This is a genomic window from Streptomyces sp. CB09001 (assembly GCF_003369795.1).
Lineage (GTDB): Bacteria > Actinomycetota > Actinomycetes > Streptomycetales > Streptomycetaceae > Streptomyces.
On record NZ_CP026730.1, the window covers coordinates 5,013,763 to 5,039,871 of the forward strand.

Sequence of the window (26,109 nt, forward strand, 5' to 3'; positions counted from 1 at the left end):
CGGCCCATCCTGGCACCGTCCCGGCGGAGGAATGCCCGCCGGTACGACGGTGCTGTCCCCGGAGGCGGGACGTACCCCTCGGAGCTTGATCGCTCAGAGCGAACAGGCCGGGGGGAACAATCCGGAGCTCCCTTTCATTGAGTCGATGTAACTCAACTTGACTGCCGAAGGGGAGATCATGGCTGCTGAGTCCGCCGCCTTCACACCGCTCACCCTGCCCGTGCTGCCGCTCGACGACGAAGTGGTCCTGCCCGGCATGGTCGTCCCCCTGGACCTGAGCGACGCCGAGGTACGGGCCGCGGTGGAGGCCGCCCAGGCCGCCGCCAGGTCCGAGCCCGGCAAGCCCCGCGTCCTCCTCGTCCCGCGCATCGACGGCACCCACGCCGCCACCGGAGTGCTCGGTACGGTCGAGCAGGTCGGCCGCCTGGCCGACGGCGACCCCGGCGCCCTGATCCGCGGCCGGGGCCGGGTGCGCGTCGGTGCCGGTACGACCGGTCCCGGCGCCGCGCTCTGGGTCGAGGGCACCCGGGTCGACGAGACCGTCCCCGACCCGCTGCCCGGCCAGGTCACCGAGCTGGTGAAGGAGTACAAGGCGCTCGCCACCGCGTGGCTGCGCAAGCGCGGCGCCTGGCAGGTGGTCGACCGCGTCCAGGCCATCGACGACGTGTCCGCGCTCGCCGACAACTCCGGCTACTCGCCGTTCCTGACCACTGAGCAGAAGGTCGAGCTGCTGGAGACCACGGACCCGGTCGCCCGTCTGAAGCTCGCCACCCAGCAGCTGCGCGACCACCTCGCCGAGCAGGACGTCGCCGAGACCATCGCCAAGGACGTCCAGGAGGGCGTCGACAAGCAGCAGCGGGAGTTCCTGCTGCGCCGCCAGCTCGAAGCGGTGCGCAAGGAGCTGCGCGAGATCAACGGTGAGCAGGACGGCGAGGAGTCCGACGACTACCGCGCCCGGGTCGAGGCCGCCGACCTGCCGGAGAAGGTCCGCGAGGCCGCGCTCAAGGAGGTCGACAAGCTGGAGCGGTCCTCCGACCAGTCGCCCGAGGGCTCCTGGATCCGCACCTGGCTCGACACGGTCCTGGAGGTGCCGTGGAGCGAGCGCACCGAGGACGCCTACGACATCCAGGGCGCCCAGGCCGTGCTCGACGCCGAGCACGCGGGCCTTGAGGACGTGAAGGAGCGCATCACCGAGTACCTGGCCGTGCGCAAGCGGCGCGGCGACCGGGGCCTCGGCGTGGTCGGCGGCCGGCGCGGCGGTGCCGTACTGGCCTTGGTGGGCCCGCCCGGCGTCGGCAAGACCAGTCTCGGCGAGTCCGTCGCCCACGCGATGGGCCGCAAGTTCGTCCGCGTCGCCCTCGGCGGCGTCCGCGACGAGGCCGAGATCCGCGGCCACCGGCGTACGTACGTCGGCGCGCTGCCCGGCCGGATCGTGCGGGCGATCAAGGAGGCGGGGTCCATGAACCCGGTCGTCCTGCTCGACGAGATCGACAAGGTGGGCTCCGACTTCCGGGGCGACCCGGCCGCGGCCCTGCTGGAGGTCCTCGACCCGGCCCAGAACCACACCTTCCGGGACCACTACCTGGAGGTGGAGCTGGACCTGTCCGACGTGGTCTTCCTGGCCACCGCCAACGTCCTGGAGGCCATCCCGGAGGCCCTGCTCGACCGCATGGAGCTGGTCCGGCTGGACGGCTACACGGAGGACGAGAAGGTCGTCATCGCCCGTGACCACCTGCTCCCGCGCCAGCTGGAGCGGGCCGGACTGGACGCGGACGAGGTCACCGTCGACGAGGGCGCGCTGCGCAAGCTGGCGGGCGAGTACACCCGCGAGGCGGGCGTACGCACCCTGGAGCGGTCCATCGCGCGGCTGCTGCGCAAGGTGGCGGCCCAGCACGAACTGGGCGAGCGGGAGCTGCCGTTCACCGTCACCGACGCGGACCTGCGCTCTCTGATCGGCCGGCCGCACCACGTGCCCGAGTCCGCCCAGGACCCGGCCGAGCGGCGCACCGCGGTGCCCGGCGTGGCCACCGGCCTCGCGGTCACCGGCGCGGGCGGCGACGTCCTGTACGTCGAGGCCTCGCTGGCCGACCCGGAGACCGGCGCGGCGGGACTGACCCTGACCGGACAGCTGGGCGACGTGATGAAGGAGTCGGCGCAGATCGCGCTGAGCTTCCTGCGCAGCCACGGCGCCGAGCTGGAGCTGCCGGTGGGCGACCTCAAGGACCGGGGAGCGCACATCCACTTCCCGGCGGGCGCGGTCCCCAAGGACGGCCCGAGCGCCGGCGTCACCATGACCACGGCCCTCGCCTCGCTCCTGTCGGGCCGGCTGGTGCGCACCGACGTGGCGATGACCGGCGAGGTCTCGCTGACCGGGCGCGTGCTGCCGATCGGCGGGGTCAAGCAGAAGCTGCTCGCCGCGCACCGGGCGGGGATCACCACGGTGATCATCCCCAAGCGCAACGAGCCCGACCTGGACGACGTCCCGGCCCAGGTGCTGGACAAGCTCGACGTCCACGCCGTCACCGACGTCCGCCAGGTGCTGGAACTGGCGCTCGCACCGGCGACCAACGGTGCGGAGCGCGAGGTTCCGGTCGCGGCGTGACGGACGTGGCCGGATGACGAAGGCCCGGGCCCTGTGAGGGAGCCCGGGCCTTCGCCCTGTGCCGGTGGGCCCGTCAGCCGTTCGCGAGCGCCTGGACACGGTCCAGCGCGCCGTTGAACTTGTTGTGGTCGCCGACCGTCGGACCGGACGACGTGTACTGCCACATCGTGTAGTAGCCCCAGCCGGCCGGCAGGGTGCCCACCGTCGAGGCGTACCGGGCGATCCACAGCGGGTTGTTGGCGGCGAAGCCGCCGTAGTTGCCGGTGCACTGCGTCCACCAGCTGGTGGCCGTGTAGATCACGGCGTCCCGGCCGGTGCGGGCCTTGTACGTGTTCAGGAAGTCGCGGATCCAGGAGACCATCCCGCTCTGCGACTTGCCGTAGCAGGTGGCACCGTACGGGTTCCACTCGATGTCGAGCGCGCCCGGCAGCGTCTTGCCGTCCCTGGACCAGCCGCCGCCGTGGTCGACGAAGTAGTTGGCCTGGGTGGCGCCGCTCGTCGTGTCCGGGGTGGCGAAGTGGTAGGCGCCCCGGATCATGCCGACGTTGTAGGAGCCGTTGTACTGCTGGGCGAAGTAGGGGTTGGTGTAGTACGTCCCCTCGGTGGCCTTGGCGTAGGCCCACTTGACGCCGCTGTTCCACAGGGTCGACCAGGCGACGTTGCCCTGGTGGCTGGAGACGTCGACGCCCTCCGTCTGGACCGCTCGGCCCGGGACGGGGGTGCCGTGTTCGCCGTCGTGGGCCGCGACGCCCATGCCCATGTGGGCGGAGCCGCGGGCCGGGACGTCCGCGGACGACGCGGCGTCGGCGGGAAGGGTGAACACGAGGGAGAACGCGGCGAGCAGGATCCCGGTGACGGCGAACCTCCGTCCGCGGGCCGATCCGGATCTGTGCACGAGCATGACGTGCCTCCGATGGCTCGGTGGTGCTCGGTGGGGGATGCGCGAGTGGGGAGAACCCCTGGACGGCATGAGGATGGCGTGCGCATGCCATTCGGAGGTCCGGTGAAAGACTCTACGCACGTAGAAACGCTGGGTGGAAGAGGACCGGGAGCCGCCGTTGGTCTAAGCCTGCGAAATACTTGGCGAGCTGCGGCGATGGCGGCCCGTGGCGGAAACTTTCAGGACCGGAAAATCGAGGCAGGGGCTGACGTGCACGAAGACGGGAACGGCGGCGGTCGCGGAGGCGAAGCCCGCCTGTCCGGCAGTGGTGTGAACCAACCGGAGTTCCTCGCCCTGGAGCGGGAGCTGACCGTCCTGCTGCGTCGGGCCCGGGCCAACCAGGGCGAGATGGCCCGGGAGGTCCACCCCGACCTCGAGTCGTCCGCGTACGGCCTGCTCGTCCGGCTCGGCGAGTGCGGCGGCCAGCGCGCCACCGACCTCGCCGCGTTCATCGGCGTCGGCAAGGCCACCATGTCCCGCCAGCTGCGCGCCCTGGAGGAACTCGGGCTGGTCGCCCGCGAGCCCGACCCCGCCGACGGCCGGGCCTGGCTGGTCACCCTGACCCCGGAGGGCCAGGAACGCGTCGGCCGGGTCCGGGAGGCCCGCCGCGCCCGGTACGCCCGGCGGCTCGCCGACTGGAACCCGCGCGAGGTGACGGAGCTGGCCCGGCTGCTGCACGAACTCAACCGGGGGATGGAGAAGTAGGACCGGCGCCGTCCCTCCGTCTCACAACTCGGCGTAGACCACCGTCGCGTCGTCGTGCGTCTTGCTGCGCCCGAGGAACGCCCGGCCACCCGCCTCGTCCGCGCGCTCCAGCTCCCGCACCCGGTCCACCAGTGCCTGCGCGCCCTGCTTGCGGACCAGTGCCAGGCAGTCCGCCCAGTCGCCCTCCCCGAACTTCTCCACCCACCGCGCGGCCCCGTCCGTGAGTGCCGCCAGCGTCCGCACCCCACCGCGCGGGAGCGCCCCGGTCACGGCGCGCGCCGCCACGGCGGGGTCGGCCGCGGCCGTGAAGAAGCCGCCCTCCTTGTTGCGCAGCCCGGCGTCGATCACCGCGTCGCTCACGAGGGCCGAGCGCGGCAGCCGGGCCAGCCGGTCGTCCAGGACGGGGGTGAGGGTGCCGTCGGGTGCCTCCAGCAGGAGGGCGGAGTCGGACAGGACCAGGTACTCGACGGCGTCCGGGGACCAGCGTGCGAGGACCACGGTTGCCTGCGGTGTGCGCGGGTGAGAAAGGTCACAGGATTCCGCGTGCGTCGCCGCGGTACGCGCGATGCCGCGGGACAGGGCCTCGGCGAGGGGAAGATCCGGGAGTGAAACGGTCAGTTCGGTCAGCGCTCCCCCCAGTCGCGCCGTGAACCAGGGCACGGAATGCAGACACCCCGTCGCGGTCCGTGGCGGCGTCACGCCGTCCAGCACGACGAGTGAACCACCCTGTCCCGAGGCGGGTAGTCCGACGCTCGCGAAGTCCTCGTTGGGCTGGTCGGCGAGGCCTGGTTCCGAGACGAGTTCCGTACGCATCCGGCCAGTCTGCACGACCCCTTCACAGCGTTCGCAAAAGGCTGGCACCTTCCCCGGGTTCTCCCGGAACCGGGGCGGCGACGCAGGTCAGGCGCCGGATTTGGGGTGGAATTCCAAGCTCCGGCGGCGCGTGGCGGCACATAGTGCCACCGCCCGTCGCAGACGTCCAACCGGCTCGCCGGGCAACCGCACGGCACGCGCCAGGGGAACTTGCTCCCCAACTCCCCTCCGGGGTTCACTCCTTCGGGTGGCGGGTCGGACGATGCGCGCTCACCGCCCACCGGCACTGGGAGGGTCGGGAACCGGTGGGGGACTGCCCCGCTCACGCGGTCTCCCCGCCCGACGCGCTGTCGGCGGCCGGGGAACAACCCAGCGCCCGGCGGTGGGTGCACGCGCCCCCGGCCGGCCAGTTGACGGAGCGCCACCCGGGCCCACGGGTACACGAGTCAGGATTGCGAGCACCGGTGCAGAAGACGCGGCCTCGTCGCACAGGCAAGCAGACGGCCCCCGCGGGGAGCGCGGAGCGCACCCCCGGCACCTCCACCCCTCCGCAGCCGCCGGAGGCCCCCGTCGGCAAGGGCCGCGCCACCCACGTACGCAACCGGCTCATCGTCGCGGTGGCCGTCGTGGCAGCCGCCGTCGCCGGGGCCGGAGCCCCCTCGGTCGTGGCCGCCTCCGGGCAACTGCACGACTCCCAGGAGCTGGTGACGCTCGCCGAGCAGACCCAGGGCGCGCTGACCCTCGCCCACTCCCTCGCCGACGAGCGCGACGAGGTCACCCCGTACATCGCGGTCGGCCGCCCCAAGTCCAAGGCGCCCTCCGAGCAGCGCAGCGCCCGCGTCGACCGGCAGGTGGAGGAGCTGCGCGCCGACACCGACACGCCCGCCTCCCTGCGCGAGGACCTCGACGCCGTCGCCGCGCTGCGCCGCGCCGCCCTCACCGGCAAGAGCACCGCGCTGGAAGCCCACCAGGCGTACTCGGAGGCGATCACCGAACTCCACGCCCTGGCCGAGAAGCTGGGCGAGGAGATGCCGCCCCGCGCGGGTTCCGGCGCGTACGCCCTGGCCGAGCTGGACACCGCCGTCCAGCAGGCCGCCGCCACCCGCGGCCTGCTGCTGGCGGCACTGAACGTGCCGAGCACCACCGAGACCGTCATCGACCCCCTCACCGGCCTGCCCACCGAGACGACCACCTCCTCGGACGCCGACGCCGAGCAGCGCGACGCCCTCGCCGCCGCCGCCCAGCAGGCCCGGGTGCGCTCCGACGCGGCCCTCGCCGACTTCCGCGAGGGTGCTCCCAAGGAGGCGCGCGGCAGCTTCGACGCCACGGTCGCCGGGCCCGAGGTCAACTCCGCCGAGAAGTACCTCGCCGGCCTCACCGACGAGCCGACGCTCTCCGAGCGCGACCTCGGCACCAGCACCAAGCGGCTGGACGCGGCGCTCTCCGCCCGCGTCGACGCGATGCGCGGCGCCGAGTCCGCCCTGTACGAGAAGCGCGTCGAGGCCCTGGAGCAGCTGCGCGACGACGACGTCACCGCGCTGGAGATCCGGATCGCCGTCCTCGGCGCACTGATCCTGCTCGCCGTCGGCATCGCCACCGCCCTGGCCCGCACCCTCACCCGCCCGCTGTCGGTGCTGCGCCGCGGCTCCGCCCGGCTGGCCGGCTCGGCGGACCCGACGGCCGAGGAGCCGGTCGCCTTCACCGGCCGCAACGACGAGTTCGCGCAGGTGGTCCGCTCCGTCAACGCCCTGCACACGCATGCCGCCACGCTCGCCGGGCGGGTCGCCACGCTGGAGTCCGACCGCAAGCACCTGGTCGGCCAGCGGCAGAGGATGGCCGACGCCCGCGAGGAGCTGCGCACCGAACTCGCCGAGTCCGCCGCCCAGCTGGAGGTGGTGCGCAAGAGCATCGGCTCCACCTTCGTCAACCTGGCACTGCGCACCCTCGGGCTGGTCGAGCGGCAACTCGCCGTCATCGAGGGCCTGGAGGAGCGCGAGCAGGACCCGGACCGGCTCGCCACCCTGTTCAAGCTCGACCACTTCGCCACGGTCATGCGCCGGCACAGCGAGAACCTCCTCGTCCTCGCCGGCACCGAGCACGTCCAGCACAGCGCCTCGCCGGTGCCGCTGGTCGACGTGGTCCGCGCCGCGGTCAGCGAGATCGAGCGGTACGAGCGGGTGCGCATCGCCGCGCTGCCGCCGCACGCCCACGTGGCCGGTTTCGCCGCCGACGACCTCTCCCACCTGCTGGCCGAGCTGATGGAGAACGCCACCTCCTTCTCGCCGCCCGACCTGCCCGTCGAGGTCTCCGGCTGGCTCCTGGAGAACGGCGAGGTGATGCTCTCCGTCCAGGACGAGGGCATCGGCATGGCCACCGAACGCCTCCAGCGGCTCAACGCCCGCCTCACCGACTTCGACCCGGACGCGCCGTACGACCAGGAGGGCGAGGACGGTCTGGGGCTCGGCCTCTACGTCGTCGCCCGGCTCGCCCACCGGCACGGGGCACGGGTACGGCTGCGGGAGCAGAAGCAGGGCGGGGTCGCCGCCGTCGTCGTCCTGCCGAGCCCGCTGCTGGCCGCCGCCCCGCCGGCCGCGCTCACCCCGACCGTGCCGGTGACCGACGGCACCGGGACCTTCTCCCTGCCCGGCGCCGACGCCGAGGCCAACTCCAACGTCCTGCACGGGCGGACGGAGAAGGCGGAGCAGGCGGCACGGACGGAGCGGGCCCTTCCGGCGGAACAGGCGGAACAGGCGGCACAGGGTGCCGGGGAGGAAGCGGGCCCGGACCCCGAGCCCGGCATCGACCCGCTGGTCGCCTCGGCGGAGGAAGCCGTACGCCGTGCCGAGGCGGACGCGGCAACGTCCCACGCCGACACGCCGCACGCCCCGGAACCGGACGAGCGTGCGGACCCGGCCGGGTCGGCCACCCCGGAACCCGCGGAGGGGACGGAGTCCTCCCAGGACGGTCCCGCCCCCGGCGGCGACCTCCCCGACGACGCCACGATGGCCCTGTTCCTCCCGGCCGTAGCGGAACCGGAGACCCGGCCGGAGAGCGGTCCCGACCCGTACGCCATCGGACCCGACGCCCACGACCGCGCGCCGGACGAGGGAGCCGGACGGTCCGAGGGCTCCGAGCCCGCCGAACCCGTCACCGAGAAGGGTCTGCCCAAGCGGACCCCGAAGCTCACCACCCACGCCGCGGTGCCGCGGCCGCGCACGTCGGATTCCGTCGACGCCGACGCGCTCCGTCGGCGCCTGGGCGGATTCCGTCGCGGGGCGGAGGCCGGCCGCCGGGACGTCGAGGCGGAGATCGCCGACCGCACCGGGCAGAACCAGGGGCCGGGCGCCGCGGCGGAGACAACCGAAGAAGCCACGGGGGGCACCGTCGAGGAGGCAAGCAGTTGACCGCGCCCAGTACCTTCGGACTGAGCAGTGAAGCCCGCAATCTCCACTGGCTGCTGACCAACCTCGTCGAGGAGGTGCCCGGCATCCGGTCGGTCGCCGTGGTCTCCTCGGACGGGCTCCTGCTCCTGTCCTCCGACCCCGGACGCAACGAGGAGGCCCGGCAGGCCCGCGAGACGCCCCGGGCGGGCCCGCGCGGTTCCGCCGCCGACCTCGCCACCGTCGTCTCCGGCGTGGGCAGCCTGACCGTCGGCGCCGCCCGGCTGATGGACTTCGGCTCCGTGAAGCACACGATGGTCGCCATGGACGAGGGCAGCCTGTTCGTGATGTCGATCAGCGACGGCTCGCTGCTCGGCGTGCACGGCTCCGCGGAGTGCGACATGAGCGTGGTGGCGTACCACATGGCCCTCTTCGTCGGCCGCGCCGGCCACGTCCTGACCCCCGAACTCCGCACCGAACTGCGCCAGTCCCTGGAGCCCGAGTCGTCCAAGTCGTCCGAGCCGACGGGGAGCGCCCGATGAGCAGCAGTCCCAGGAAGCCCGGGAAGAACGGCCGGGGCCACCTCCCCGTGCGCGGCGCCGACCGCAAACCGGCCAGGGTACGCCCCTACTCGCTCACCGGCGGCCGCACCCGTTTCGGTCACGTGCTGCTCGTCGAGACGTTCGTCGGCGCCACGGCCGGCACCGCCGCGCTCGAAGCCGCCGAGGAGCGCAAGGAACTGACGACCGGCGGCCTGACCTCCCGGGTGATGCCGGAGATGCGGGCCATCGTCGAACTGTGCCGCCGCATGCGTACGGTGGCCGAGATCGCCGCGCTGCTGAAGATGCCGCTCGGTGTGGTCCGGGTGCTCCTCAGCGACCTGGCGGACCAGGGAAAGATCCGTGTGTACGGCACCGGGACCGGCCACGGCACGGGCCGCCCGGACCGCGCTCTGCTCGAAAGGGTGCTCAGTGGACTCCGTCGTCTCTGACGCCGCCGCGTTCGGCGTCCCCCCGCTCGTCGACACCGACGGGCCCGTGCAGCCCTGGCAGACCGATCCCACTCGTGCGCCGGTCGCCACGAAGATCGTCGTCGCGGGCGGTTTCGGTGTCGGCAAGACCACGCTGGTCACCGCCGTCTCGGAGATCACGCCCCTGCAGACCGAGGCGCTGATGACCGAGGCGAGCGAGGAGACCGACGACCTCACCGCCACCCCGGGCAAGCTCACCACCACCGTGGCCATGGACTTCGGCCGCATCACGCTCGACGACGACCTGGTGCTCTACCTGTTCGGCACCCCGGGCCAGCAGCGGTTCTGGTTCATGTGGGACGACCTGGTGCGCGGCGCGATCGGTGCCGTCGTACTGGCCGACACCCGCCGCCTGAAGGACTGCTGGCCCGCGCTGGACTACTTCGAGAGCTGCGGACTGCCCTACGTCGTGGCGGTCAACCACTTCGACGGCAGCGAGCTGTTCGAGGCGGAGGACGTGCGGGAGGCGTTGACGATCCCGGCGCACATACCTGTCATGATCATGGACGCGCGCCGTCGGATCTCGGCCATCGAGACGCTGTTGTCCCTCGTGGGCCACGCGCTCGACGAAACACCCGAGTAGACGAACCCTCGTCCAGACGCCCTCGACCAGGAGACGGAAACCGCATGCGGAAGATACTCGTCGTCGGAGCCGGCCAGTCCGGTCTCCAGCTCGCCCTCGGCCTGCAGTCGCACGGCTACGAGGTCACCCTGATGTCCAACCGGACCGCGGACGAGATCCGCACCGGCCGGGTCATGTCGACGCAGTGCATGTTCCACACGGCACTCCAGCACGAGCGTGATCTCCAGCTGAACTTCTGGGAGTCCCAGGCCCCGAAGATCGAGGGTCTCGGCGTCTCGGTGGCGGCCCCCGGCTCCTTCGACCCGGGCCCCTCGCAGCGCGCGATCGACTGGCTCGGGCACCTCGACGGCATCGCGCAGTCGGTCGACCAGCGGGTGAAGATGGCCGGCTGGATGGAGACCTTCGCCCAGCGCGGTGGCCAGCTGGTCATCCACGGCGCGGCCGTCGGCGACCTGGACTACTTCTCCCGCGCCTACGACCTCGTCCTGGTCTCGGCGGGCAAGGGCGAACTGGTCCAGATGTTCGGCCGGGACCCGGGGAGGTCTCCGTACAGCGAGCCGCAGCGCGCCCTCGCCGTCGCCTACGTCCACGGGATGGGCCCGCGCCCCGAGCACCCGGAGACGGAGGCCGTGCGCTGCAACCTGGTGCCGGGCGTCGGCGAGATGTTCATCATGCCGACGTTCACCACTTCCGGCCGGGCCGACATCCTGTTCTGGGAGGGCATACCCGGCGGCCCGCTCGACGCCTTCAAGGACGTCAAGGACCCGGCGGAGCACCTGTCCCTGACGCTGGAACTCATGGAGAAGTTCCTCCCCTGGGAGTACGCGCGGGCCACCAAGGTCGAACTGACCGACGCCGGCGGCACCCTGGCGGGACGCTACGCCCCCACCGTCCGCAACCCGATCGGCCGCCTCCCTGGCGGCGGTCTCGTCCTCGGTGTGGCCGACGTGGTCGTCGCCAACGACCCGATCACCGGCCAGGGCTCCAACTCCGCGTCCAAGTGCGCCGCGTCCTACCTCGCCTCGATCGTCGAGCACGGCGACCAGGAGTTCGACGAGGCCTGGATGCGGCAGACCTTCGACCGCTACTGGGAGACCGCGCAGCACGTCACCAAGTGGACGAACACCATGCTGGCCCCGCCGCCGGAGCACATCCTCAACCTGTTCGGCGCGGCGACGCAGCTCCAGCCCGTCGCCGACCGCTTCGCCAACGGCTTCGACGACCCGTCCGACTTCGAGAACTTCTTCTACGACCCGGCGAAGACCGAGGGCTACCTGGCCGAGCTCGCGGGCACCGCGGGCGCGTAGGCGTCCGTGTACCCCTCGTCCGACCCGTCCGTCGCCCCCCGGGGGAGTCGCGGTGGCGTGTAGCGCCGTACCGGCTCCCCGCCGGGGTCGGGGCGTACGGCGCCCAGGACCGGGTTGGCGGCGATCGGCGACACCTTGACGTCGGCGCCGGGGCGGGGTGCCTGGACGACCATGCCGTCGCCGAGGTACATCGCGACGTGAGTGGCCTCGGGGAAGTACACGACCAGGTCACCGGGGCGCAGCTCGTCCAGCGGCACGTGGCCGAGGCGGGCCCACTGCTCCTGGCTGGTGCGCGGGATCGGCGTCCCGGCCCGCTCCCAGGCCACCGAGGTCAGCCCCGAGCAGTCGTACGACGCCGGGCCCTCGGCGCCCCACTCGTACGGCTTGCCGAGCTGCTCCACCGCGAAGCGCACCGCCCTCTCGCCCCCGGCGGACGGCTTGGCGTCGTCACCGAGCGCGCCGGACGCCAGGAACCGCTCCTGTTCCTCGGCGACCCCGCTCCTCTCCAGCTCCGCGAGGGCGGCCAGCTGCTCCGGGGTGAGGGAGGCGAGCAGCTCCTCGACGGCGCGCAGCCGTTCGCGCACGCCGTCCCGTTCCCTCTCCTGGCGCTCGGCGAGGGCGGCCTGCCGGGCCAGGGCCGCACGGGCCCGCCCGGCCAGCTCGTCGGCCTTCCTCGTGTCGCCGGTCAGCCGCCCCACCGTCTCGGCCCGCTCCGTGGACAGCCTGCCGATCACATGCCCCTGGTCGAGGGCGTGCTGCGGGTCGCGGGCGAGCAGCAGCCGCAGATAGGGGGAGAAGTCGCTGCTGTTCTGGTACTGCTGCCGGGCCAGCCGCCCGGCCGCGCCGCGGCTGTCCCGCAGCGACAGCCGGGTCCGGGTCAGCTCCGCGTTCAGCCGCAGCACCCGGGCGCGCTGCTGCTTCAGCCGCTCCTCGGTGCCGTTGTAGGTCTCGGTGGCCCGCTCCGCCTCCCGGTACAGCCGCTGAAGGTCCGTCAGCAGCCCGGCCACGGTACGGTCACCGGCCGCCCCCTCGGCCGGCCCGGGCCCGGGTTCGGCCGCGGCGGGCACCGGCGCGAGGACGATCCCGGCCGCGAGCGCCGCCGTACACACCAGACGCAGAAGCCTTCCTGACACACCATCACCTCCGCTGCGGGGCGGCGGGTCCGCTCCGCACGGTGAGCATGTGGCGGGTCGGCGGGCTTCGCGCGCCGAGTGTGCGCGGATCGGCGCAACCGGGTCACCCGTCCGCGTCGTCCGGCTTGCCACCCGGCGTGGCGTCTGGATCGGCGGCCGCCGGACGCTCCGGTTTCGACCAGGGCCACTTCCGTCCGGAGCCCTTCTCCCCGCCGGGGGAATACGCGTACTTCCAGCGGGCGAACCGCAACCCGCCCCGGGCGTCCCGGGGCACGCGCCGGTAGACGAGCACCGTGGGCGGGCCGCCGTCCGGGTCGGGGACGGGGATGCGGTACGTCTTCGGCGGGTGCCCGGTCATCCCGACCAGGACGGGCAGTACCCGTCCGTCCATGGGGCCGCCCTCGAAGGGGGTGTCTTCGCTCTTCACGGCACCAGTGTCGGTGATCGGGGCTCGGGTGCCGGAAGTCGTCGCTCCCCTGTCGGGTCCGCCCGGTGTCAGAGGTCCGCCGCCAGCGCCTCGACCAGCGTCGCGGTCTGCGGGTCGCGGCGGGCGGTGACCGTCAGCACGGCGAGGAACTGCTCCACCAGCCAGTCCCGCAGCTCGTCGAAGGGCGGCTGCTTGTCCTCGTCCAGCCAGATCAGCGAGGCCGCCTCCACCGCAGTGATCCACATCCGGACGGTCATCCGCAGCCGGGGACCCGGCTCGGCGACGTCCAGGTGGCGCATGATGTGGTCGGCGGCGGCCCGGCGGACGCCGTCCACGATGCCCGAGGTCTGCGAGGTCTCGACCACGCTGCCGCCGCGCAGCAGGGCGCTGAAACCGGTGTCGTGCTCGTCGACGAAGGTGAGATAGCGGTCCAGGGCGCGGGAGAGCCGGGCCAGCAGCGGACCCTCGCGGGGCTCGTCGAAACAGAGCCGCAGCTCGTCGGCGGCGGAGCTCAGCGCGGCCTCGTACAGCTGCTGCTTGCCGCCGGGGAAGTACCGGTACACCAGCGGCCGCGAGACCCCGGCCTGCTCGGCCACGTCGTCCAGGGAGACCTCCTCCGGGGCCCGGTGCGCGAAGAGCGCGAGCGCCGCCTCCAGCAACTGGACGCGGCGCTCCTCCACGCTGAGGCGGCGGTAGGCGGGGGTGGGGGCCTGCGGGGTCATGAACCGCAGCGTAACCCGCACGACCGGGCGTCCACCCACGTCGGCGAGGCGGACCGGCCGGACTAGGCCAGCAGTCCCGACGACCGCCACAGCTTGCGGCCGGCGCCGCGCAGGACGCCGATGTCGTCCAGGAAGTCGGTCAGGCGCTTGGCGCCGGTCTGCATGATCTCCTTGCGGTGGCCGCTGGCCTGGACCTGGGCCAGGGCCTCCCGCTTGTCCAGGCCGACGTTCGGGTAGACCTCGGGGTTGATGAACGCCTTGGAGAAGACGCGGGCGAACTCGCCGGAGGTGACCCGGGTGAACTCCTGCGACCACTTCGGGGCCGTCACCATCTGCCGGCGCAGCTCCTCACGGGCGTACCGCACGTGCCGGGCCTCCTCCACGACGTGGATGCGCGTGACGCCCCGGATCAGCGGCTGGACCCGCTCGTCCGGGAAGGTCAGGCGCTGCATCCAGTCCAGGACCTCCTCGCCGAGGAGCGTGGCGGTGAAGGAACCGGGGGTGGTGGAGATCGTCTTGAACAGGCGTCCCAGGTGCTGGTGGACCGGGCTCACCGGGTACCAGGGGGTCTCGCCGCGGGATATCAGCCGGGCGAACATCTTCGAGTGCCGGCACTCGTCCTCGATCTCGGTGAGCGCGTAGCGCACGTGGGCGCTCGTCGCCGCCTTGTCGTAGATGTGCCGGACCAGGAGCTGCATCAGGATCAGCTCGAACCAGATGCCGAGCGAGGCGAGCGCGGCGGCCTCGTGCTGGGAGAGCGCGATGCGCTGCTCCTCGCTCATCCGCTGCCACATCGGCGTGTCGTACAGCGACACCAGCTCCGGCGGCCAGAACCACTTGCCGTCCTCGAACGGCGCGTCCCAGTCCAGCTCCTTGTCCGGGTCGAAGGAGTGCTTGGCGGACGAGTCGAGCAGCCGCTCGGCCACCTGCTCCCGGTCCTTGAGCAGACCGAGCGCGTCGCGCAGGCCCTCGAGCGCGTCGGCTTCCGTCAGGGTCGTCATGGCTGTGTCCCACCTCGTCGAACGGATCGTGTTACCCGCGGTCACTCCAGCGTGCCGGTTCTTATGAGACTGCGTGTCAGTAAGCTCGTCAATCCCCTGCGCCCAACTTGTTGACCGCGAGTAAAGGTGGGGTGGCCGTCAATCGTCCGGTGTGGGTTCGCTCGATGGGGCGCTCCGTCGGCGTTCGTCCTGGGTACGCTGGCCGTGTCCGTCAGACTCCGGGACATGGGAGCGATCATGAGCGCCGCGCGTGACTACGGGCTGGACGACGACTACGAGTGGCCCCGTCCGCCGGAGGGCGGCTGGACGGCGGACGACCTCGACGAGCTTCCCAACCTGCCTCCGCACACGGAGCTGATCGACGGGAGCCTTGTTTTCGTGAGTCCGCAGACCGCTTTTCACATGCGTACGATCCGCTTGCTGGACCGCGCCCTCAGCGACCAGGCGCCGGACGAATTCGAGATCTACCGCGAGTTCACGGTGACGCTCAACGACCGGAACCGTCCGGAGCCCGACGTGCTGGTGGCCCGGGCCGGTGCGGACCTGGGACCCAAGCAGACTCGTCTCCTCCACGGTGACGTTCTTCTGGCCGCTGAGGTGGTCTCCGAGGACTCGATTGACAGAGACCGGGAGACCAAGCCCCGCAAGTACGCAGCTGCGGGCATTACGCACTACTGGCGGATCGAGCAGAACAACGGACTGCCCGTTGTCTACGTGTACGAACTGGAGTCGACGGCGAAGACCTACGTGCCCACTGGCATCTTCCACAACCGCCTCAAACTCACTGTCCCCTTCCTCATCGACATCGACCTCACCGCCGTGAACCGTCGCCGATAGCCCCGCCCTCACCCCCGAGCACCGCCTCCATCACCGCCCGCGCGATCGGCGCCGCCAGCCCGCCCCCGCTGATGCCCTCCCGGTCCGAGGCCGAGCCCTCGACCACCACCGCGACCGCGACCTTCGGCTCGATGTCCCCGGCCCCCCGCGCCCAGGAGATGAACCAGGCGTACGGCGTGCCCGAGTTGCCGACGCCGTGCTGGGCGGTGCCGGTCTTGCCGCCGACGGTGGCGCCCGGGATCGCCGCCTTCGCGCCGGTGCCCTTGTCCACCACGCCGGTCATCAGCTCCTTGAGCAGCGCCGCCGTCGAGGGGCGCATCACCTCGCGGGAGGGGCGCGACCCGGCCGCCGCCACCAGGCTGCCGCCCGCCCGCAGCGTCCGTTCCACCAGGTACGGCGAGCGCACCTGACCGCCGCCCGCCACCGCCGCCGCTACCATCGCCATCTGCAGCGGCGTCGCCCGGGTGTTGTACTGGCCGATCGACGACAGGCCGAGCTGCGCCCGGTCCACGCCGGTGTCGAAGGTGCTCCGCGCGACGGGGAAGGGGACCCGCAGCCCGTCGTCGTTGAAGCCGAACGCCTCCGCCGTCGCCGCCATGCCGCGCACGCCCACGTCCACGCCCAGCTTGGCGAACACCGTGTTGCAGGACCACTCGAACGCCTCCCGCAGCGAGGCGTTCCGGCACCCGTCGGCCTCGTTCGTGAGCTTCGTCCGCGTCCCGGGCAGGGTGTACGGGTCGGGGGAGCGGGTCGGCGCGTCCAGGTCGCGGATCACGCCCGCGTCCAGCGCGGCCGCCGCGGTGACCACCTTGAACGTCGAACCCGGCGGATAGGTCCGGCTCACCGCCCGGTTGAGCATCGGCTTGTCGGGGTCGGCGTTCAGCCGGTTCCAGACGCGGGTGGCGGCCGCGCTGTTGCCGGACAGCAGCTGCGGGTCGTAGGAGGGGGTGGAGACCAGGGCCAGGACGCGGCCCGTGGCCGGCTCGACCGCGGCCACCGCTCCCTTGCGCCCGCCCAGCCCCTCGTACGCCGCCCGCTGCGCGGCCCCGTCGATCGTCGTGACCACGTCGCCGCCCGGGTTGTGGGCCCCCGTCACGTCGTTCCACAGCGGCAGCGGCGCCAGCATCGGGTCGGCGCCGGACAGCAGGCCGTCCTCGGCGTGCTCCAGCAGCGTCGTCCCGTACGCCTGGGAGGCGAAGCCGGTGATCGGCGCGTACATCGGCCCGTCGGCGTAGGTCCGCTCGAAGCGCAGGTGCTCACCGGTGTCCCGGGAGCCGGTGACCGCCCTGCCGCCGACCAGGATGTCGCCGCGCGGCTGCTGGTAGCGGGCGATGTCGGGGCGGCGGTTGGCCGGGTTGTCGTCGTACTCCGGCTTCTGGACGATCTGCACCCGGGCCGCGTTGACCACCAGGGCGACCAGCAACAGGGCGCAGAAGACGGCGGCGTGCCGGATGTTCCGGGTCACCTCCGCCGCTCCCCGCTCACGGTTCCGCCCGCCCGCCGGCCTGGCTGCGGGCCGCGTGGCTGACCCGGATCAGCAGCGCCACGATCGCCCAGTTGGTGACGACCGAGGACCCGCCCTGCGCCAGGAACGGCATCGCCATGCCGGTCAGCGGGATCAGCCCCGTCACCCCGCCCGCGATGACGAACACCTGGAGCGCGACGATCGAGGAGAGACCGACCGCGAGCAGCCGGCCGAAGGGGTCGCGGGCGCCGAGCCCCGCCCGGTAGCCGCGCTCCACCAGCAGCCCGTACAGCAGGAAGACGGCACTCAGGCCGAGGAAGCCCAGCTCCTCGCCGGCCGTCGCCAGGATGAAGTCCGACTTGACGGCGAAGCCGATCAGGACCGAGTGGCCGAGGCCGAGACCGGTGCCGGTCACCCCGCCCGCCGCGAAGGCGAAGAGGGACTGGGCCAGCTGGTTCGGCCCGTGGCCCGCCTCGATGGACGCGAAGGGGTGCAGCCAGTCCTCCACCCTGGTGTGCACGTGCGGCTCCAGCCAGCCCACGGCGACCGCGCCCAGCGAGGCCAGCAGCAGCCCGACGGCGATCCAGCCGGTGCGGCCGGTGGCGACGTAGAGCAGGACCACGAACAGGCCGAAGAAGAGGAGCGAGGTGCCCAGGTCCCGCTCCAGGACCAGGACGCCGACGCTGACCAGCCACACCGCCAGGATCGGGCCGAGCACCCGGCCGGTGGGCAGTTGCAGCCGCCACACCCGGCGGCCCGCGTAGGCCAGCGCGCTGCGGTTGGCGGCCAGGTAGGCGGCGAAGAACACCGCGAGCAGCACCTTCGCGAACTCGCCGGGCTGGATGGAGAAGCCCTCGATCCGGATCCAGATGCGGGCGCCGTTCACCGCCGGGAAGAAGATCGGCACGGTGAGCAGGGCGAGCGCCGCCGCGACGCACACGTAGGCGTAGCGCTGCAGGACCCGGTGGTCCCGCAGGAGCAGGACGACCACGATGAACAGCGCGACACCCAGCGTCGACCACACCAGCTGGGTCGGGGCCGCCCGGTCGTCCGGGGTCTCCAGGTCGAGCCGGTAGATCAGCACCAGGCCGAGGCCGTTGAGCAGCACCCCGATGGGCAGCAGCAGCGGATCGGCGTACGGGGCGCGCAGTCGTACCGCCAGGTGGGCGAGGAGCGCGAGCACCCCGAGCCCGGCGCCGTATCCGGCGGCGCCGGGCGGAAGGGCGCCCTGCTGGGCGAGGCCGACGTTGCAGTAGCCGAAGACCGACAGCAGGACGGCCATGAGGATGAGCGCGAGTTCGATGCCCCGGCGCCGGGGGAGCCGGGCGACGGGAGCGGGGGTATCCGCCTGTGCCACGGTGATCCCGGTTCCGGTTCCGGCCTTGGTCATGTCCGGAACTTACCCAAATGGTGTGGTGTGCGGAGTGTCCGGCTCAGCACCAGCGCGGCGCGGGGCCGATGTTGTCGATGTACCGGGCCGCGCCCCACGCCCAGGTGCCGTCCGTGAGGAGGTACCACAGCGGGTTGCCCTTGACCTTGGAGCCGGGCGTCTTGCAGTAGATGGAGACGACCTCGCCCCTGCGGGCGTACCGGATGACGTCCGCGCCGCGGCTCGGCGAGGTGCGCAGGGCGAGCCGGTCGGCCGTCACGACACCGCGGTAACGGCCCTGCTCCTGGCGGCCGTCGCCCCCGCCCCACGCGTCGCCCCCGTTTCCGCCGCCGTTTCCTGCACTGCCTCGGCCGCCGTCTCCTCCGCCGGTGACGGCGGACGTGGAGCCGGTGTCGCCTCCCCGTTCGCCGTTCGCGGCGGCGGGGGTGACGGCGACGGCGGTGGCGAGCGCGCCGGCCGCGAGGGCGGTGGCGAGGCCGCGGACCAGGGGTGAACGCGAGGCCGGTGCGGACAGTGGGGACATGGGAGTACCTCCCGGGAGCGAACGGGTCTTCAGGTGACTAACCGCCACATTAGGAGCGCCCCGCGAGCGCCGCCCGCCGCACTGAGCCATCGGGGAAGACGCCGTGGTCAGGGCTGCTGAGGCAGCGTCAGCCCGGCCAGCGCCCCGCCGTCCGGCGGGTTGGTGAACTCCAGCCGCGCCCCGAGCACCTCGGCCTGTCCCAGCGCGATCGTCAGCCCGAGTCCGTGCCCCTTCGTCCCGCCCTCGGTGCGAAAACGCTGCGGCCCGTGCGCGAGCAGGTACTCCGGATAGCCGTCCCCGTGGTCCCGCACGGTGATCACCGCACCGTCCACGGTCAGCACCACCGGCGCCCGCCCGTGCCGGTGCGCGTTCGCGACCAGGTTGCCCAGCACCCGCTCCAGGCGCCGCCGGTCGGTCTCCACCCGCGCGTCCCGTACGACGTCCACGCGCGTGTCGGTGCCCGAGCCCCGCAGGACCCGCCGCACCAGCGCGCCCAGTTCCTCCGGCTCCGTCGCCGGCCGCTCCCGGCCGCTCTCCAGCCGGGAGATCTCCAGCAGGTCCTCGGTGAGGGTGCGCAACGCCGCCACCCGGTCCCGGACCAGCTCGGTGGGGCGGCCCGGCGGCAGCAGCTCGGCCGCCGCGTGCAGGCCGGTGAGCGGGGTGCGCAGCTCGTGCGCCACGTCCGCGGTGAACCGCTGCTCGGCGAGCAGCTTGCCCTGCAGCGACGACGCCATGGAGTCCAGCGCGGCGGCGACCGACGCCACCTCGTCCTGCGGGCGCGTCGGATCCTGCGCGCGCGGATCGCCGACCCGCGCGTCGAGGTCGCCCGCGCTGATCCGCCGTGCCACCCGCGCCGTCGTGTGCAGCCGCCGCGTCACCCGCGTCACCGCGAACGCGCCGACCAGCAACGTGGCCCCGATCGCCAGCGCCGACGACCACACGAGCGTGCCGTCCAGGCCGTCGATGGTGGCCTGGCCCTGGGAGTGGTCGACCCGCACCGCCAGCGCCCGGCCGCCGTCGGCGGGCCCCGCCGCCCACATCGTGGGGCGCCCCGCGTACTCGGCGAGCATCGTGCCGCGCCGGCCCGACGCGGCCAGCTCGCGCAGCGGCCGCGGCAGCCCCGCCGGGTCGATGCCGGCCCCGCGCCGCATCGGATCCCCCGCCTCGTAGGACTCCGTCGCCTCGCCCAGCCGGGACAGGGCCGCGTCACGCGCCTGGCCGACGGTCCGGTTGGTCACCGAGACGTGCACCAGGACGCCGAGCAGCGCGGCCAGCGCGCAGCACATCACGGTGATGAAGACGGCCGCCTTCACCGCCAGCGGCCCGGCCCACCGGGGGAGGGCGAGCCTCACCGGGCGCTCGCCGAGGGCGAGGGCGAGGGCGAAGGCGACGCGGTGGGTGACGCCGAGGGTGACGCCGAGGCGGACGGACGCTTCGTGTGCTGCCCGCCGTCGTCGGTGCGCAGCATCTCGTCGCTGGTCAGCAGCATGGCCCGCTGGTCGGCGTCCCAGGTCCACTGGAGGCGGTACTCGTACCCGGCGACCTCCGAGGGCGAGCGGACGATCACCGTCCGTCCGGCCAGCTCGACCGCGCTCACGGCGTCCTCGTAGGACATGACCCGCACCAGCCGGTCCTTCTCCACGGTGTAGACCCGCACGGCCGTCAGCCGGTCCGGCAGCAGCCGGAAACCCAGCGTCATCTCGGGCCGCCCGTCGCCGGTCAGGTCGCGGTAGTACGGCCTGAGCACCGGGCAGCCGCCGGGCTCGTCGCCCGCGCCGTCCGTGCCGCAGTCCGCCATCCGCACGGACGTCTCGTGGTACCGCGCCTTCGCGCCCGCGTAGTCGTCCGGGTGCGCGGCGATCTCGGCCCGCACCGCGGCCACCGGGTCCGCCCTGCGGATGTCGCCACCCGGCACGGCGACGCCCTTCACCGTCCCGTGCTCCACCTCGCCGATGTCGTACGCCGGACTGGACGCCGGGGTCAGGCCCGGCCACAGCCGGGCCGGATCGCGCGCGGCGGGCGTCGCCCCGGCACCCTCCAGGCCACCGGTGTCCCCGCAGGCCGCCAGCACACCGGTCGCCATGGTCGCCAGGAGCAGCGCGAGGGCGGCGGGGACGCGGACGGCATGCCCGCGGCGGCTCGGGAGCACTGCACTCCTGGGGTTCGGTGATCGGCGTCGGCGGTCCCGCACGGCCGCGGGCGGCACCACGGGCATCGCGGCACCGCACGCGACGCCGTACGGAAGGCCATTTTGCGTGCGTACGGGCCCGCCGGGCTACTCGGCCAGTTCCTCCAGCAGCCGCACGGTGGCCAGGCCGGTGCGGAGATACGCCACGAACAGGTCGTTGTGCAGCGCCCAGGGCGAGCGCCGGGCCCGGATCAGCCGGATCGCCTCCTCGGCGCCGCCGCCCCGGCGCATCAGGGTGTGCGCGACGACGAGACCGGAGCGGTTGTACCCGTGATAGCAGCGGACGAGGACCTTCCGGCCCCCGTCCAGCGCCTCGTCCGCGGCCCGGGCCAGCCGGATCACCCCGGCGAGCTGCGTGCCGTCCAGGGGGCCGTCCGGGATCGGCCACACATGGTGCTCGACCCCTTCGTCCGGCCCGTGTCCGGGCAGCCGAAGCAGCGTCTGCACCAGGTCGAACTCGTCCCGCACCACGGCGAACTCCAGCCGCCCCGGCGTCCGCCGGAACTCGTGCCCGCCCATCCACAGCCCCGGCACGATCTCGTCCCACGGCCGGTCCGGGGCCGGCACGTCCGGACCACTCCCACGGGTACGCACAGGCACCTCCCAGTCCCGCCCAGGGTCTGCCCGACTCATCCCGAAGGCAACCGGCTTCTTGCCCCGGCGGCACCCCGCCTGGTCCCATGGACGGGGGTGGTGATGGGCATGGACGGACTGCGCGTCGTGCCGACCCGGCGCCACGGCCGGGAACGGCTCTACGTCTGCCTCCCGGACGGCGGGAACGTCGCCTGGTACGACCGCGAGGAGGCCCGCGTCAACCTGCTGAGCGACGACCGCCGGGCCGAGGTCCTCCAGGCCCTCGGCCCCTTCGTCACCGGGCCGGTCACGGTCGGCCCGCCGCCGGTCCCGACCCCCGCCGAGCTGGCCCGGCTCTCCCTCCACCCGGACGACGACCTCGCGCCCAACCGGCCCGGCGAGGCCCTCCTGGTCGCCCTGGAACGCGAGCCGGGACCGGCACACCGGCTGCGCCCCGACCCGCGCCGCCGGGCGCTGGCCGCCGAGCAGGCGACCGGGACCGCCCTCGACCGTCTCGACGGCACCGGCCTGCGCACCCTGCACTCCCTCCCGCTGCCCGGCGGCGACCGCGTCCACCACCTGCTGATCGGACCCGGCGGCCTCTTCGCCCTCCACGTACTGCCCGCCCGCAGACAGCGCGTGCGGGTCACCGACCCGCTGGTGGCGCTGGGCCGCCGTACCCCCAGCCCCCTGCTGCGCCGGGTCCGCGCGGACGCCGACCGGGTCTCCTACGCCCTGACGGCGGAGGTCCACCCGGTGCTCGTCCTCGTCGAGCCCACGCACGTGACCGTCACCGGCCCGCCCCGCTCGGTGCGCGTCCTCACGGACCGGGAACTGCCGGACCTCGCCCGGGCGGGCGGGGTGCTGAAACCGGCGGACGTGGAGGCCCTGCACGCCATGGCCCGGGACCGGGCCACCTGGCAGCGCGCCTGAGGACCCGGCTCAGGGCAGCGCCGCCGCCCGCCGGCGCTCGAACAGCGGTGCCAGCAGGTCGCCGTAGTCCTGCACCCGCGGCCCGACGTCCGGCGGCAGGAAGACGAACTGCTCCGCCCGCCCGCACCCGGCGACCTCGTCCCACGTCACCGGCGTGGAGACCGCGGGCACGTCGCGGGCGCGCACGGTGTACGGGGCGGCCGTGGTCTTGCGGGCGGCGTTCTGACTCCAGTCCACGAACACCTTCCCCGGCCGCAGGCTGCGCGTCATCCGGTGCACCACCAGCCTCGGCAGCGCCCGCTCCGCCTCCACGGCGAGCCCCTTCGCGTACTCCGACACCCGCTCGGAGGACGCGCCCCGCACCCCCGCCAGCAGGTGCAGCCCCTTGGCCCCGGAGGTCTTGGCGTACGCCTCGATCCCGTCCGCCGCCAGCCGCTCCCGCAGCCACAGCGCGACCTCGCAGCACTGCACCACGGTCGCGGGCGGCCCCGGGTCCAGGTCGAACACCAGCCGGTCGGCTTCGCCGGGATCGTCCACGGTCCACTGGTGGGTGTGGAACTCGGTCACCAGGTTCGCCGCCCACATCAGGCTCGCCAGGTCCTGCACCAGCACCATCCGGGCCGGGCCCTCCGAGCGGGGCACCTCGGCCGTGGTGACCCAGTCGGGCGTACCCGGCGGCACGTTCTTGGCGAAGAACACCTGGCCGTCCGGGCCGTCCGGATAGCGCAGGAAGGAGACCGCGCGGTCCCGCAGGTGCGGCAGCAGCACCTCGGCGGTCGTCGCGTAGTAGTGCAGCAGCTCGCCCTTGGTGAGGCCGGCCGCGGGATACAGCACCTTGTCCAGGTTGCTGAGGGCCACCCGCCGCCCCTCCACTTCCGTGATAGGCGCCATACCATGAGAATCTCACGAAATGCGGATGAAACGCCCGAGAGGCGTCCGGCGGCCGCCCGACAGGAAAGGTGCTGCACGTGCGATCCATCTGGAACGGCGCCATCTCCTTCGGCCTGGTCAGCATCCCGATCAAGCTGGTGAACGCGACCGAGAGCCACTCGGTCTCCTTCCGGCAGATCCACACGGAGGACGGCGGCCGGATCCGCTACCGCAAGGTGTGCGAACTGGAGGACCGCGAGGTCACCCAGGCCGAGATCGGCAAGGCCTACGAGGACGCCGACGGTTCGATGATCCCGATCACCGACGAGGACCTGTCCCAGCTGCCGATCCCGACGGCCCGCACGATCGAGATCGTGGCCTTCGTGCCCGAGGACCGCATCGATCCGCTCCAGATGGGCGCCGCCTACTACCTCGCGGCGAGCGGCGCCCCGGCGGCCAAGCCGTACACGCTGCTGCGCGAGGCGCTCAAGCGCAGCAACCGGGTGGCGATCGCCAAGTTCGCGCTGCGCGGCCGGGAGCGCCTGGGCATGCTCCGGGTCGTCGGCGACGCCATCGCGATGCACGGCCTGCTGTGGCCGGACGAGGTACGTGCCCCCGAGGGCGTCGCCCCGGAGGCCGGCGTCACCGTGCGTGACCAGGAACTGGACCTCGCGGACGCCCTCATGGACACCCTCGGCGAGATCGACCTGGGCGACCTGCACGACGAGTACCGGGAGGCCGTCGAGGAGGTCGTCGCCGCCAAGGCCGCCGGCGAGAAGCCCCCGGAGGCCCGCGAGGAGGCGGCGCCCGGGAAGGTGCTCGACCTGATGGCGGCGCTGGAGAGCAGCGTGCGGGCGGCGCGGGAGTCCCGGGACGGCGAGGAGGCCGGACCGGCCGAGGAGGCGCAGGTCAGGTCCCTGCCGCAGCGCGAGACCTCGTCCCGGCGGGCCCCGAAGGAGACCGGCGGCAAGAAGTCGACGTCGACGGCGGCGAAGAAGGCGGCTGCGAAGAAGACGGCGGCCAAGAGGGCGACGGAGCCGAAGAAGGCGGAACCGAAGAAGTCGACCGCGAAGACGGCGAAGACGGCGAAGACGGCGAAGCCGGCGAAGTCCGCCGCACCCGCGAAGAAGACGGCCGCCAAGAGCGCCGCCAAGAGCGCCGCCAAGAAGACGGCGCCCCGCAGGCGCAGCGCCTGACCCGCCCGAACGCGCTCACGCCGGTCAGCGGGTGCGGTCGCGCGTCCGCAATCTGAAGATGACCAGCCCCACCACGCTGAACCCGGCCGCCCAGGCCAGTCCCAGGCCGAGGTGTCCCCACAGCGCGGTGTCCGCGAACGCGTCGCCCGCCGCGAACTGCATGGGGCCGAAGGACGGGAACCACTGCAGGACCGGCTCGTTGGCGAGCGGGTTGCCCAGCGGGTTCTGCAGGAACGTGTCCAGCAGTCCGCCCATGATGATCAGGAAGAAGCCCTCCAGGTCCCGTTTGACCAGCACCCCGAGGAGCAGCCCGAGACCGCCGTAGGCGAGCGCGATGACGGTGAACCCGGCCAGCACCGCGAACCAGGCGCCTGCCGCCGGACGCCAGAAGAACAGCACCGCCAGCGCGGTGTAGAGGGCGATGCCGGTGGCGACCGCGGCGACGGCGAGGGTCTTGGCGCCGATGAGGGTGGACTGCCGGTACCCGGCGAAGACCAGCCGCCGGTCGAAGGCGAGCGACCTGCGCACCGCGTCGAAGACCACGAACCCGGCGATCATCGTGACGCTGTTGAGCCCGGCGGTGATCAGGGTGAGGTGGCCGCCGTCGACGTGCAGCACCTCGCCGGTGGCGTACAGCCTGAAGTCCAGCGGCTCCCCGCCCGCCATCGCGTCCATCACCAGGTACCAGACGGGCACGAACACCAGGAGCAGCAGCCCGGCGAGCCGGTTGCGGGTCTGGTCGCGCACCGAGAAGCGCAGCGCGGTGGGGAACTGCCCGTACCGCGGCCCCGGGCGGGCGGCCTGCTCAGGCGTCGACATGCCGGTGCTCCCTCCCGGCCGCCGCCCGTGGGGTGAGGCGGCCGTCGGCCAGGTCGGCCAGCAGGTCGAACCGGTCCTGTTCGAAGACGAGATGGGTGATGACCACGACGGCCCTGCCGCGGGCGCGCAGGTCCTCGGCCAGGTCCCAGAAGCGCAGATACGTCTCCCAGTCGAAGCCCTGGTACGGCTCGTCGAGGAGCAGCACCGCGGGGTCGTGCAGCAGGGCCAGGGTGAGGTTGAGCTTCTGCCGGGTCCCGCCGGACAGCTCGCCGGCCGGGGTGTGCCCGTACCGCTCGTAGCCCAGGGCTCGGACCAGCTCCCGGCCGCGGTCCAGGGTGGGCAGGCGGTTCGCCGCGGCGAAGTAGCGCAGGTGCTGCTCGACGGTGAGGCTGCCGCTCAGCACCGGGTCCTGGGGGCAGTAGCCGAGCGTCCCGGACAGGGAGACCTCGCCGCGGTCCAGGGCCAGGGTGCCGGCCAGCGCCCTGAGCAGGGTGGACTTTCCGGCGCCGTTCTCCCCGACGACGGCGACCAGCTGCCCGGGGGCGACGGCGAGGTCGGCGCCGCGCAGGACGCGGTGGGCGCCGTACGCCTTGTGCAGGTCACGGGCGCGGAGGACGGGGGCGGGCGCGTGCTGTGCGGGTGGTGCTGGTGCGGGGTCGGTCGCCATGCGGG

25 protein-coding genes are annotated in these 26,109 nt (G+C 73.1%); 10 read left to right on the plus strand and 15 right to left on the minus strand.

The features are described 5' to 3' along the window. Window positions 1-178 precede the first annotated feature (178 nt). Window positions 179-2,602 (plus strand): endopeptidase La, encoded by a 2,424-nt coding sequence (lon, locus tag C4J65_RS23490; RefSeq protein WP_115744168.1) that lies wholly within the window; start codon window positions 179-181, stop codon window positions 2,600-2,602. A 73-nt stretch (window positions 2,603-2,675) separates the two neighbouring features. Here the strand turns inward: lon and C4J65_RS23495 are convergent, their stop codons facing one another. Further along, window positions 2,676-3,503: a lysozyme gene (locus C4J65_RS23495; RefSeq protein WP_115744169.1), complete on the minus strand. Its 828-nt coding sequence runs from the start codon at window positions 3,501-3,503 to the stop codon at window positions 2,676-2,678. A 249-nt stretch (window positions 3,504-3,752) separates the two neighbouring features. On the opposite strand from C4J65_RS23495, the gene C4J65_RS23500 reads away from it, so the two are divergent. Then, window positions 3,753-4,247, plus strand: coding sequence for a MarR family transcriptional regulator (locus C4J65_RS23500; protein WP_115744170.1), 495 nt, complete (start codon window positions 3,753-3,755; stop codon window positions 4,245-4,247). A gap of 21 nt (window positions 4,248-4,268) precedes the next feature. Here C4J65_RS23500 and C4J65_RS23505 read toward each other — a convergent pair whose 3' ends face one another. Next, the gene (locus C4J65_RS23505) at window positions 4,269-5,060 is read right to left on the minus strand and encodes a protein phosphatase 2C domain-containing protein (RefSeq protein ID WP_115744171.1); all 792 of its coding nucleotides are present in this window, start codon (window positions 5,058-5,060) and stop codon (window positions 4,269-4,271) included. 464 nt (window positions 5,061-5,524) lie between these two features. Between C4J65_RS23505 and C4J65_RS23510 the strand changes: the two genes are divergently transcribed. From C4J65_RS23510 to C4J65_RS23530, 5 genes are read left to right on the plus strand one after another with little or no spacing between them, the layout of a single operon-like run. Next, window positions 5,525-8,464 (plus strand): nitrate- and nitrite sensing domain-containing protein, encoded by a 2,940-nt coding sequence (locus tag C4J65_RS23510; protein ID WP_115744172.1) that lies wholly within the window; start codon window positions 5,525-5,527, stop codon window positions 8,462-8,464. Next, complete coding sequence (locus C4J65_RS23515; RefSeq protein ID WP_162833312.1) at window positions 8,461-8,982, plus strand: roadblock/LC7 domain-containing protein; 522 nt, start codon at window positions 8,461-8,463, stop codon at window positions 8,980-8,982. The genes C4J65_RS23510 and C4J65_RS23515 overlap by 4 nt, the downstream gene beginning before the upstream one ends. Continuing rightward, complete coding sequence (locus C4J65_RS23520) at window positions 8,979-9,431, plus strand: DUF742 domain-containing protein (protein ID WP_115744173.1); 453 nt, start codon at window positions 8,979-8,981, stop codon at window positions 9,429-9,431. Before C4J65_RS23515 ends, C4J65_RS23520 begins: the two co-directional genes overlap by 4 nt. After that, window positions 9,412-10,053: an ATP/GTP-binding protein gene (locus C4J65_RS23525; RefSeq protein ID WP_003973677.1), complete on the plus strand. Its 642-nt coding sequence runs from the start codon at window positions 9,412-9,414 to the stop codon at window positions 10,051-10,053. Before C4J65_RS23520 ends, C4J65_RS23525 begins: the two co-directional genes overlap by 20 nt. 44 nt (window positions 10,054-10,097) lie before the next feature. Then, window positions 10,098-11,360 carry a styrene monooxygenase/indole monooxygenase family protein gene (locus tag C4J65_RS23530; protein ID WP_115744174.1) on the plus strand — a complete coding sequence of 421 codons (1,263 nt, stop codon included), beginning with the start codon at window positions 10,098-10,100 and terminating at the stop codon, window positions 11,358-11,360. Here the strand turns inward: C4J65_RS23530 and C4J65_RS23535 are convergent. From C4J65_RS23535 to C4J65_RS23550, 4 genes are all read right to left on the minus strand, one after another. Beyond that, the gene (locus C4J65_RS23535) at window positions 11,324-12,493 is read right to left on the minus strand and encodes a C40 family peptidase (protein ID WP_115744175.1); all 1,170 of its coding nucleotides are present in this window, start codon (window positions 12,491-12,493) and stop codon (window positions 11,324-11,326) included. The genes C4J65_RS23530 and C4J65_RS23535 overlap by 37 nt on opposite strands. Window positions 12,494-12,596: 103 nt before the next feature. Beyond that, complete coding sequence (locus C4J65_RS23540) at window positions 12,597-12,920, minus strand: hypothetical protein (protein ID WP_115744176.1); 324 nt, start codon at window positions 12,918-12,920, stop codon at window positions 12,597-12,599. Between the two features lie 68 nt (window positions 12,921-12,988). Then, window positions 12,989-13,642, minus strand: a complete 654-nt coding sequence (locus tag C4J65_RS23545) for a TetR/AcrR family transcriptional regulator (protein WP_115744177.1) — start codon at window positions 13,640-13,642, stop codon at window positions 12,989-12,991. 62 nt (window positions 13,643-13,704) lie between these two features. Continuing rightward, the gene (locus tag C4J65_RS23550; protein WP_115744178.1) at window positions 13,705-14,643 is read right to left on the minus strand and encodes a diiron oxygenase; all 939 of its coding nucleotides are present in this window, start codon (window positions 14,641-14,643) and stop codon (window positions 13,705-13,707) included. Window positions 14,644-14,880: 237 nt separating this feature from the next. Between C4J65_RS23550 and C4J65_RS23555 the strand changes: the two genes are divergently transcribed. After that, the gene (locus C4J65_RS23555) at window positions 14,881-15,480 is read left to right on the plus strand and encodes a Uma2 family endonuclease (RefSeq protein ID WP_115746598.1); all 600 of its coding nucleotides are present in this window, start codon (window positions 14,881-14,883) and stop codon (window positions 15,478-15,480) included. Here C4J65_RS23555 and C4J65_RS23560 read toward each other — a convergent pair. The 6 genes from C4J65_RS23560 to C4J65_RS23585 all read right to left on the minus strand — a co-directional run bounded on the left by C4J65_RS23560 (window position 15,455) and on the right by C4J65_RS23585 (window position 21,640). After that, the gene (locus C4J65_RS23560; protein WP_115744179.1) at window positions 15,455-16,945 is read right to left on the minus strand and encodes a penicillin-binding transpeptidase domain-containing protein; all 1,491 of its coding nucleotides are present in this window, start codon (window positions 16,943-16,945) and stop codon (window positions 15,455-15,457) included. The genes C4J65_RS23555 and C4J65_RS23560 overlap by 26 nt on opposite strands. Before the next feature lie 16 nt (window positions 16,946-16,961). After that, complete coding sequence (locus tag C4J65_RS23565; protein ID WP_162833313.1) at window positions 16,962-18,335, minus strand: FtsW/RodA/SpoVE family cell cycle protein; 1,374 nt, start codon at window positions 18,333-18,335, stop codon at window positions 16,962-16,964. 43 nt (window positions 18,336-18,378) lie between these two features. After that, the gene (locus C4J65_RS23570) at window positions 18,379-18,858 is read right to left on the minus strand and encodes an SH3 domain-containing protein (protein WP_115744180.1); all 480 of its coding nucleotides are present in this window, start codon (window positions 18,856-18,858) and stop codon (window positions 18,379-18,381) included. A 107-nt stretch (window positions 18,859-18,965) separates the two neighbouring features. Then, complete coding sequence (locus C4J65_RS23575; RefSeq protein ID WP_115744181.1) at window positions 18,966-20,210, minus strand: ATP-binding protein; 1,245 nt, start codon at window positions 20,208-20,210, stop codon at window positions 18,966-18,968. Further along, window positions 20,207-21,007, minus strand: coding sequence for a hypothetical protein (locus tag C4J65_RS23580; RefSeq protein WP_115744182.1), 801 nt, complete (start codon window positions 21,005-21,007; stop codon window positions 20,207-20,209). The genes C4J65_RS23575 and C4J65_RS23580 overlap by 4 nt, the downstream gene beginning before the upstream one ends. Window positions 21,008-21,133: 126 nt before the next feature. Next, window positions 21,134-21,640, minus strand: a complete 507-nt coding sequence (locus C4J65_RS23585) for a dual specificity protein phosphatase family protein (RefSeq protein ID WP_162833314.1) — start codon at window positions 21,638-21,640, stop codon at window positions 21,134-21,136. A gap of 108 nt (window positions 21,641-21,748) precedes the next feature. On the opposite strand from C4J65_RS23585, the gene C4J65_RS23590 reads away from it, so the two are divergent. Then, window positions 21,749-22,552: an NERD domain-containing protein gene (locus C4J65_RS23590; RefSeq protein ID WP_115746600.1), complete on the plus strand. Its 804-nt coding sequence runs from the start codon at window positions 21,749-21,751 to the stop codon at window positions 22,550-22,552. Window positions 22,553-22,561: 9 nt separating this feature from the next. Here the strand turns inward: C4J65_RS23590 and ligD are convergent, their stop codons facing one another. Further along, window positions 22,562-23,443, minus strand: a complete 882-nt coding sequence (gene ligD, locus C4J65_RS23595) for a non-homologous end-joining DNA ligase (protein ID WP_115744184.1) — start codon at window positions 23,441-23,443, stop codon at window positions 22,562-22,564. Window positions 23,444-23,520: 77 nt separating this feature from the next. On the opposite strand from ligD, the gene C4J65_RS23600 reads away from it, so the two are divergent. Beyond that, window positions 23,521-24,618: a Ku protein gene (locus C4J65_RS23600; RefSeq protein ID WP_162833315.1), complete on the plus strand. Its 1,098-nt coding sequence runs from the start codon at window positions 23,521-23,523 to the stop codon at window positions 24,616-24,618. Window positions 24,619-24,642: 24 nt separating this feature from the next. Here the strand turns inward: C4J65_RS23600 and C4J65_RS23605 are convergent, their stop codons facing one another. Both C4J65_RS23605 and C4J65_RS23610 read right to left on the minus strand, forming a co-directional pair. Further along, window positions 24,643-25,437, minus strand: a complete 795-nt coding sequence (locus C4J65_RS23605; protein WP_115744186.1) for an ABC transporter permease — start codon at window positions 25,435-25,437, stop codon at window positions 24,643-24,645. Continuing rightward, entirely contained in the window at window positions 25,424-26,104 is a 681-nt protein-coding gene (locus tag C4J65_RS23610; RefSeq protein ID WP_115746601.1) for an ABC transporter ATP-binding protein, read from the minus strand. Before C4J65_RS23610 ends, C4J65_RS23605 begins: the two co-directional genes overlap by 14 nt. Window positions 26,105-26,109 lie beyond the last annotated feature (5 nt).

Excerpts from the sequence above, each read along its gene's own strand:
- lon (WP_115744168.1), top strand. The coding sequence starts at position 179 with ATGGCTGCTGAGTCCGCCGCCTTCACACCGCTCACCCTGCCCGTGCTG.
- C4J65_RS23495 (WP_115744169.1), bottom strand. The coding sequence starts at position 3,503 with ATGCTCGTGCACAGATCCGGATCGGCCCGCGGACGGAGGTTCGCCGTC.
- C4J65_RS23505 (WP_115744171.1), bottom strand. The coding sequence starts at position 5,060 with ATGCGTACGGAACTCGTCTCGGAACCAGGCCTCGCCGACCAGCCCAAC.
- C4J65_RS23520 (WP_115744173.1), top strand. The coding sequence starts at position 8,979 with ATGAGCAGCAGTCCCAGGAAGCCCGGGAAGAACGGCCGGGGCCACCTC.
- C4J65_RS23530 (WP_115744174.1), top strand. The coding sequence starts at position 10,098 with ATGCGGAAGATACTCGTCGTCGGAGCCGGCCAGTCCGGTCTCCAGCTC.
- C4J65_RS23545 (WP_115744177.1), bottom strand. The coding sequence starts at position 13,642 with ATGACCCCGCAGGCCCCCACCCCCGCCTACCGCCGCCTCAGCGTGGAG.
- C4J65_RS23550 (WP_115744178.1), bottom strand. The coding sequence starts at position 14,643 with ATGACGACCCTGACGGAAGCCGACGCGCTCGAGGGCCTGCGCGACGCG.
- C4J65_RS23555 (WP_115746598.1), top strand. The coding sequence starts at position 14,881 with ATGAGCGCCGCGCGTGACTACGGGCTGGACGACGACTACGAGTGGCCC.
- C4J65_RS23565 (WP_162833313.1), bottom strand. The coding sequence starts at position 18,335 with ATGACCAAGGCCGGAACCGGAACCGGGATCACCGTGGCACAGGCGGAT.
- C4J65_RS23570 (WP_115744180.1), bottom strand. The coding sequence starts at position 18,858 with ATGTCCCCACTGTCCGCACCGGCCTCGCGTTCACCCCTGGTCCGCGGC.
- C4J65_RS23590 (WP_115746600.1), top strand. The coding sequence starts at position 21,749 with ATGGACGGACTGCGCGTCGTGCCGACCCGGCGCCACGGCCGGGAACGG.
- ligD (WP_115744184.1), bottom strand. The coding sequence starts at position 23,443 with ATGGCGCCTATCACGGAAGTGGAGGGGCGGCGGGTGGCCCTCAGCAAC.
- C4J65_RS23605 (WP_115744186.1), bottom strand. The coding sequence starts at position 25,437 with ATGTCGACGCCTGAGCAGGCCGCCCGCCCGGGGCCGCGGTACGGGCAG.
- C4J65_RS23610 (WP_115746601.1), bottom strand. The coding sequence starts at position 26,104 with ATGGCGACCGACCCCGCACCAGCACCACCCGCACAGCACGCGCCCGCC.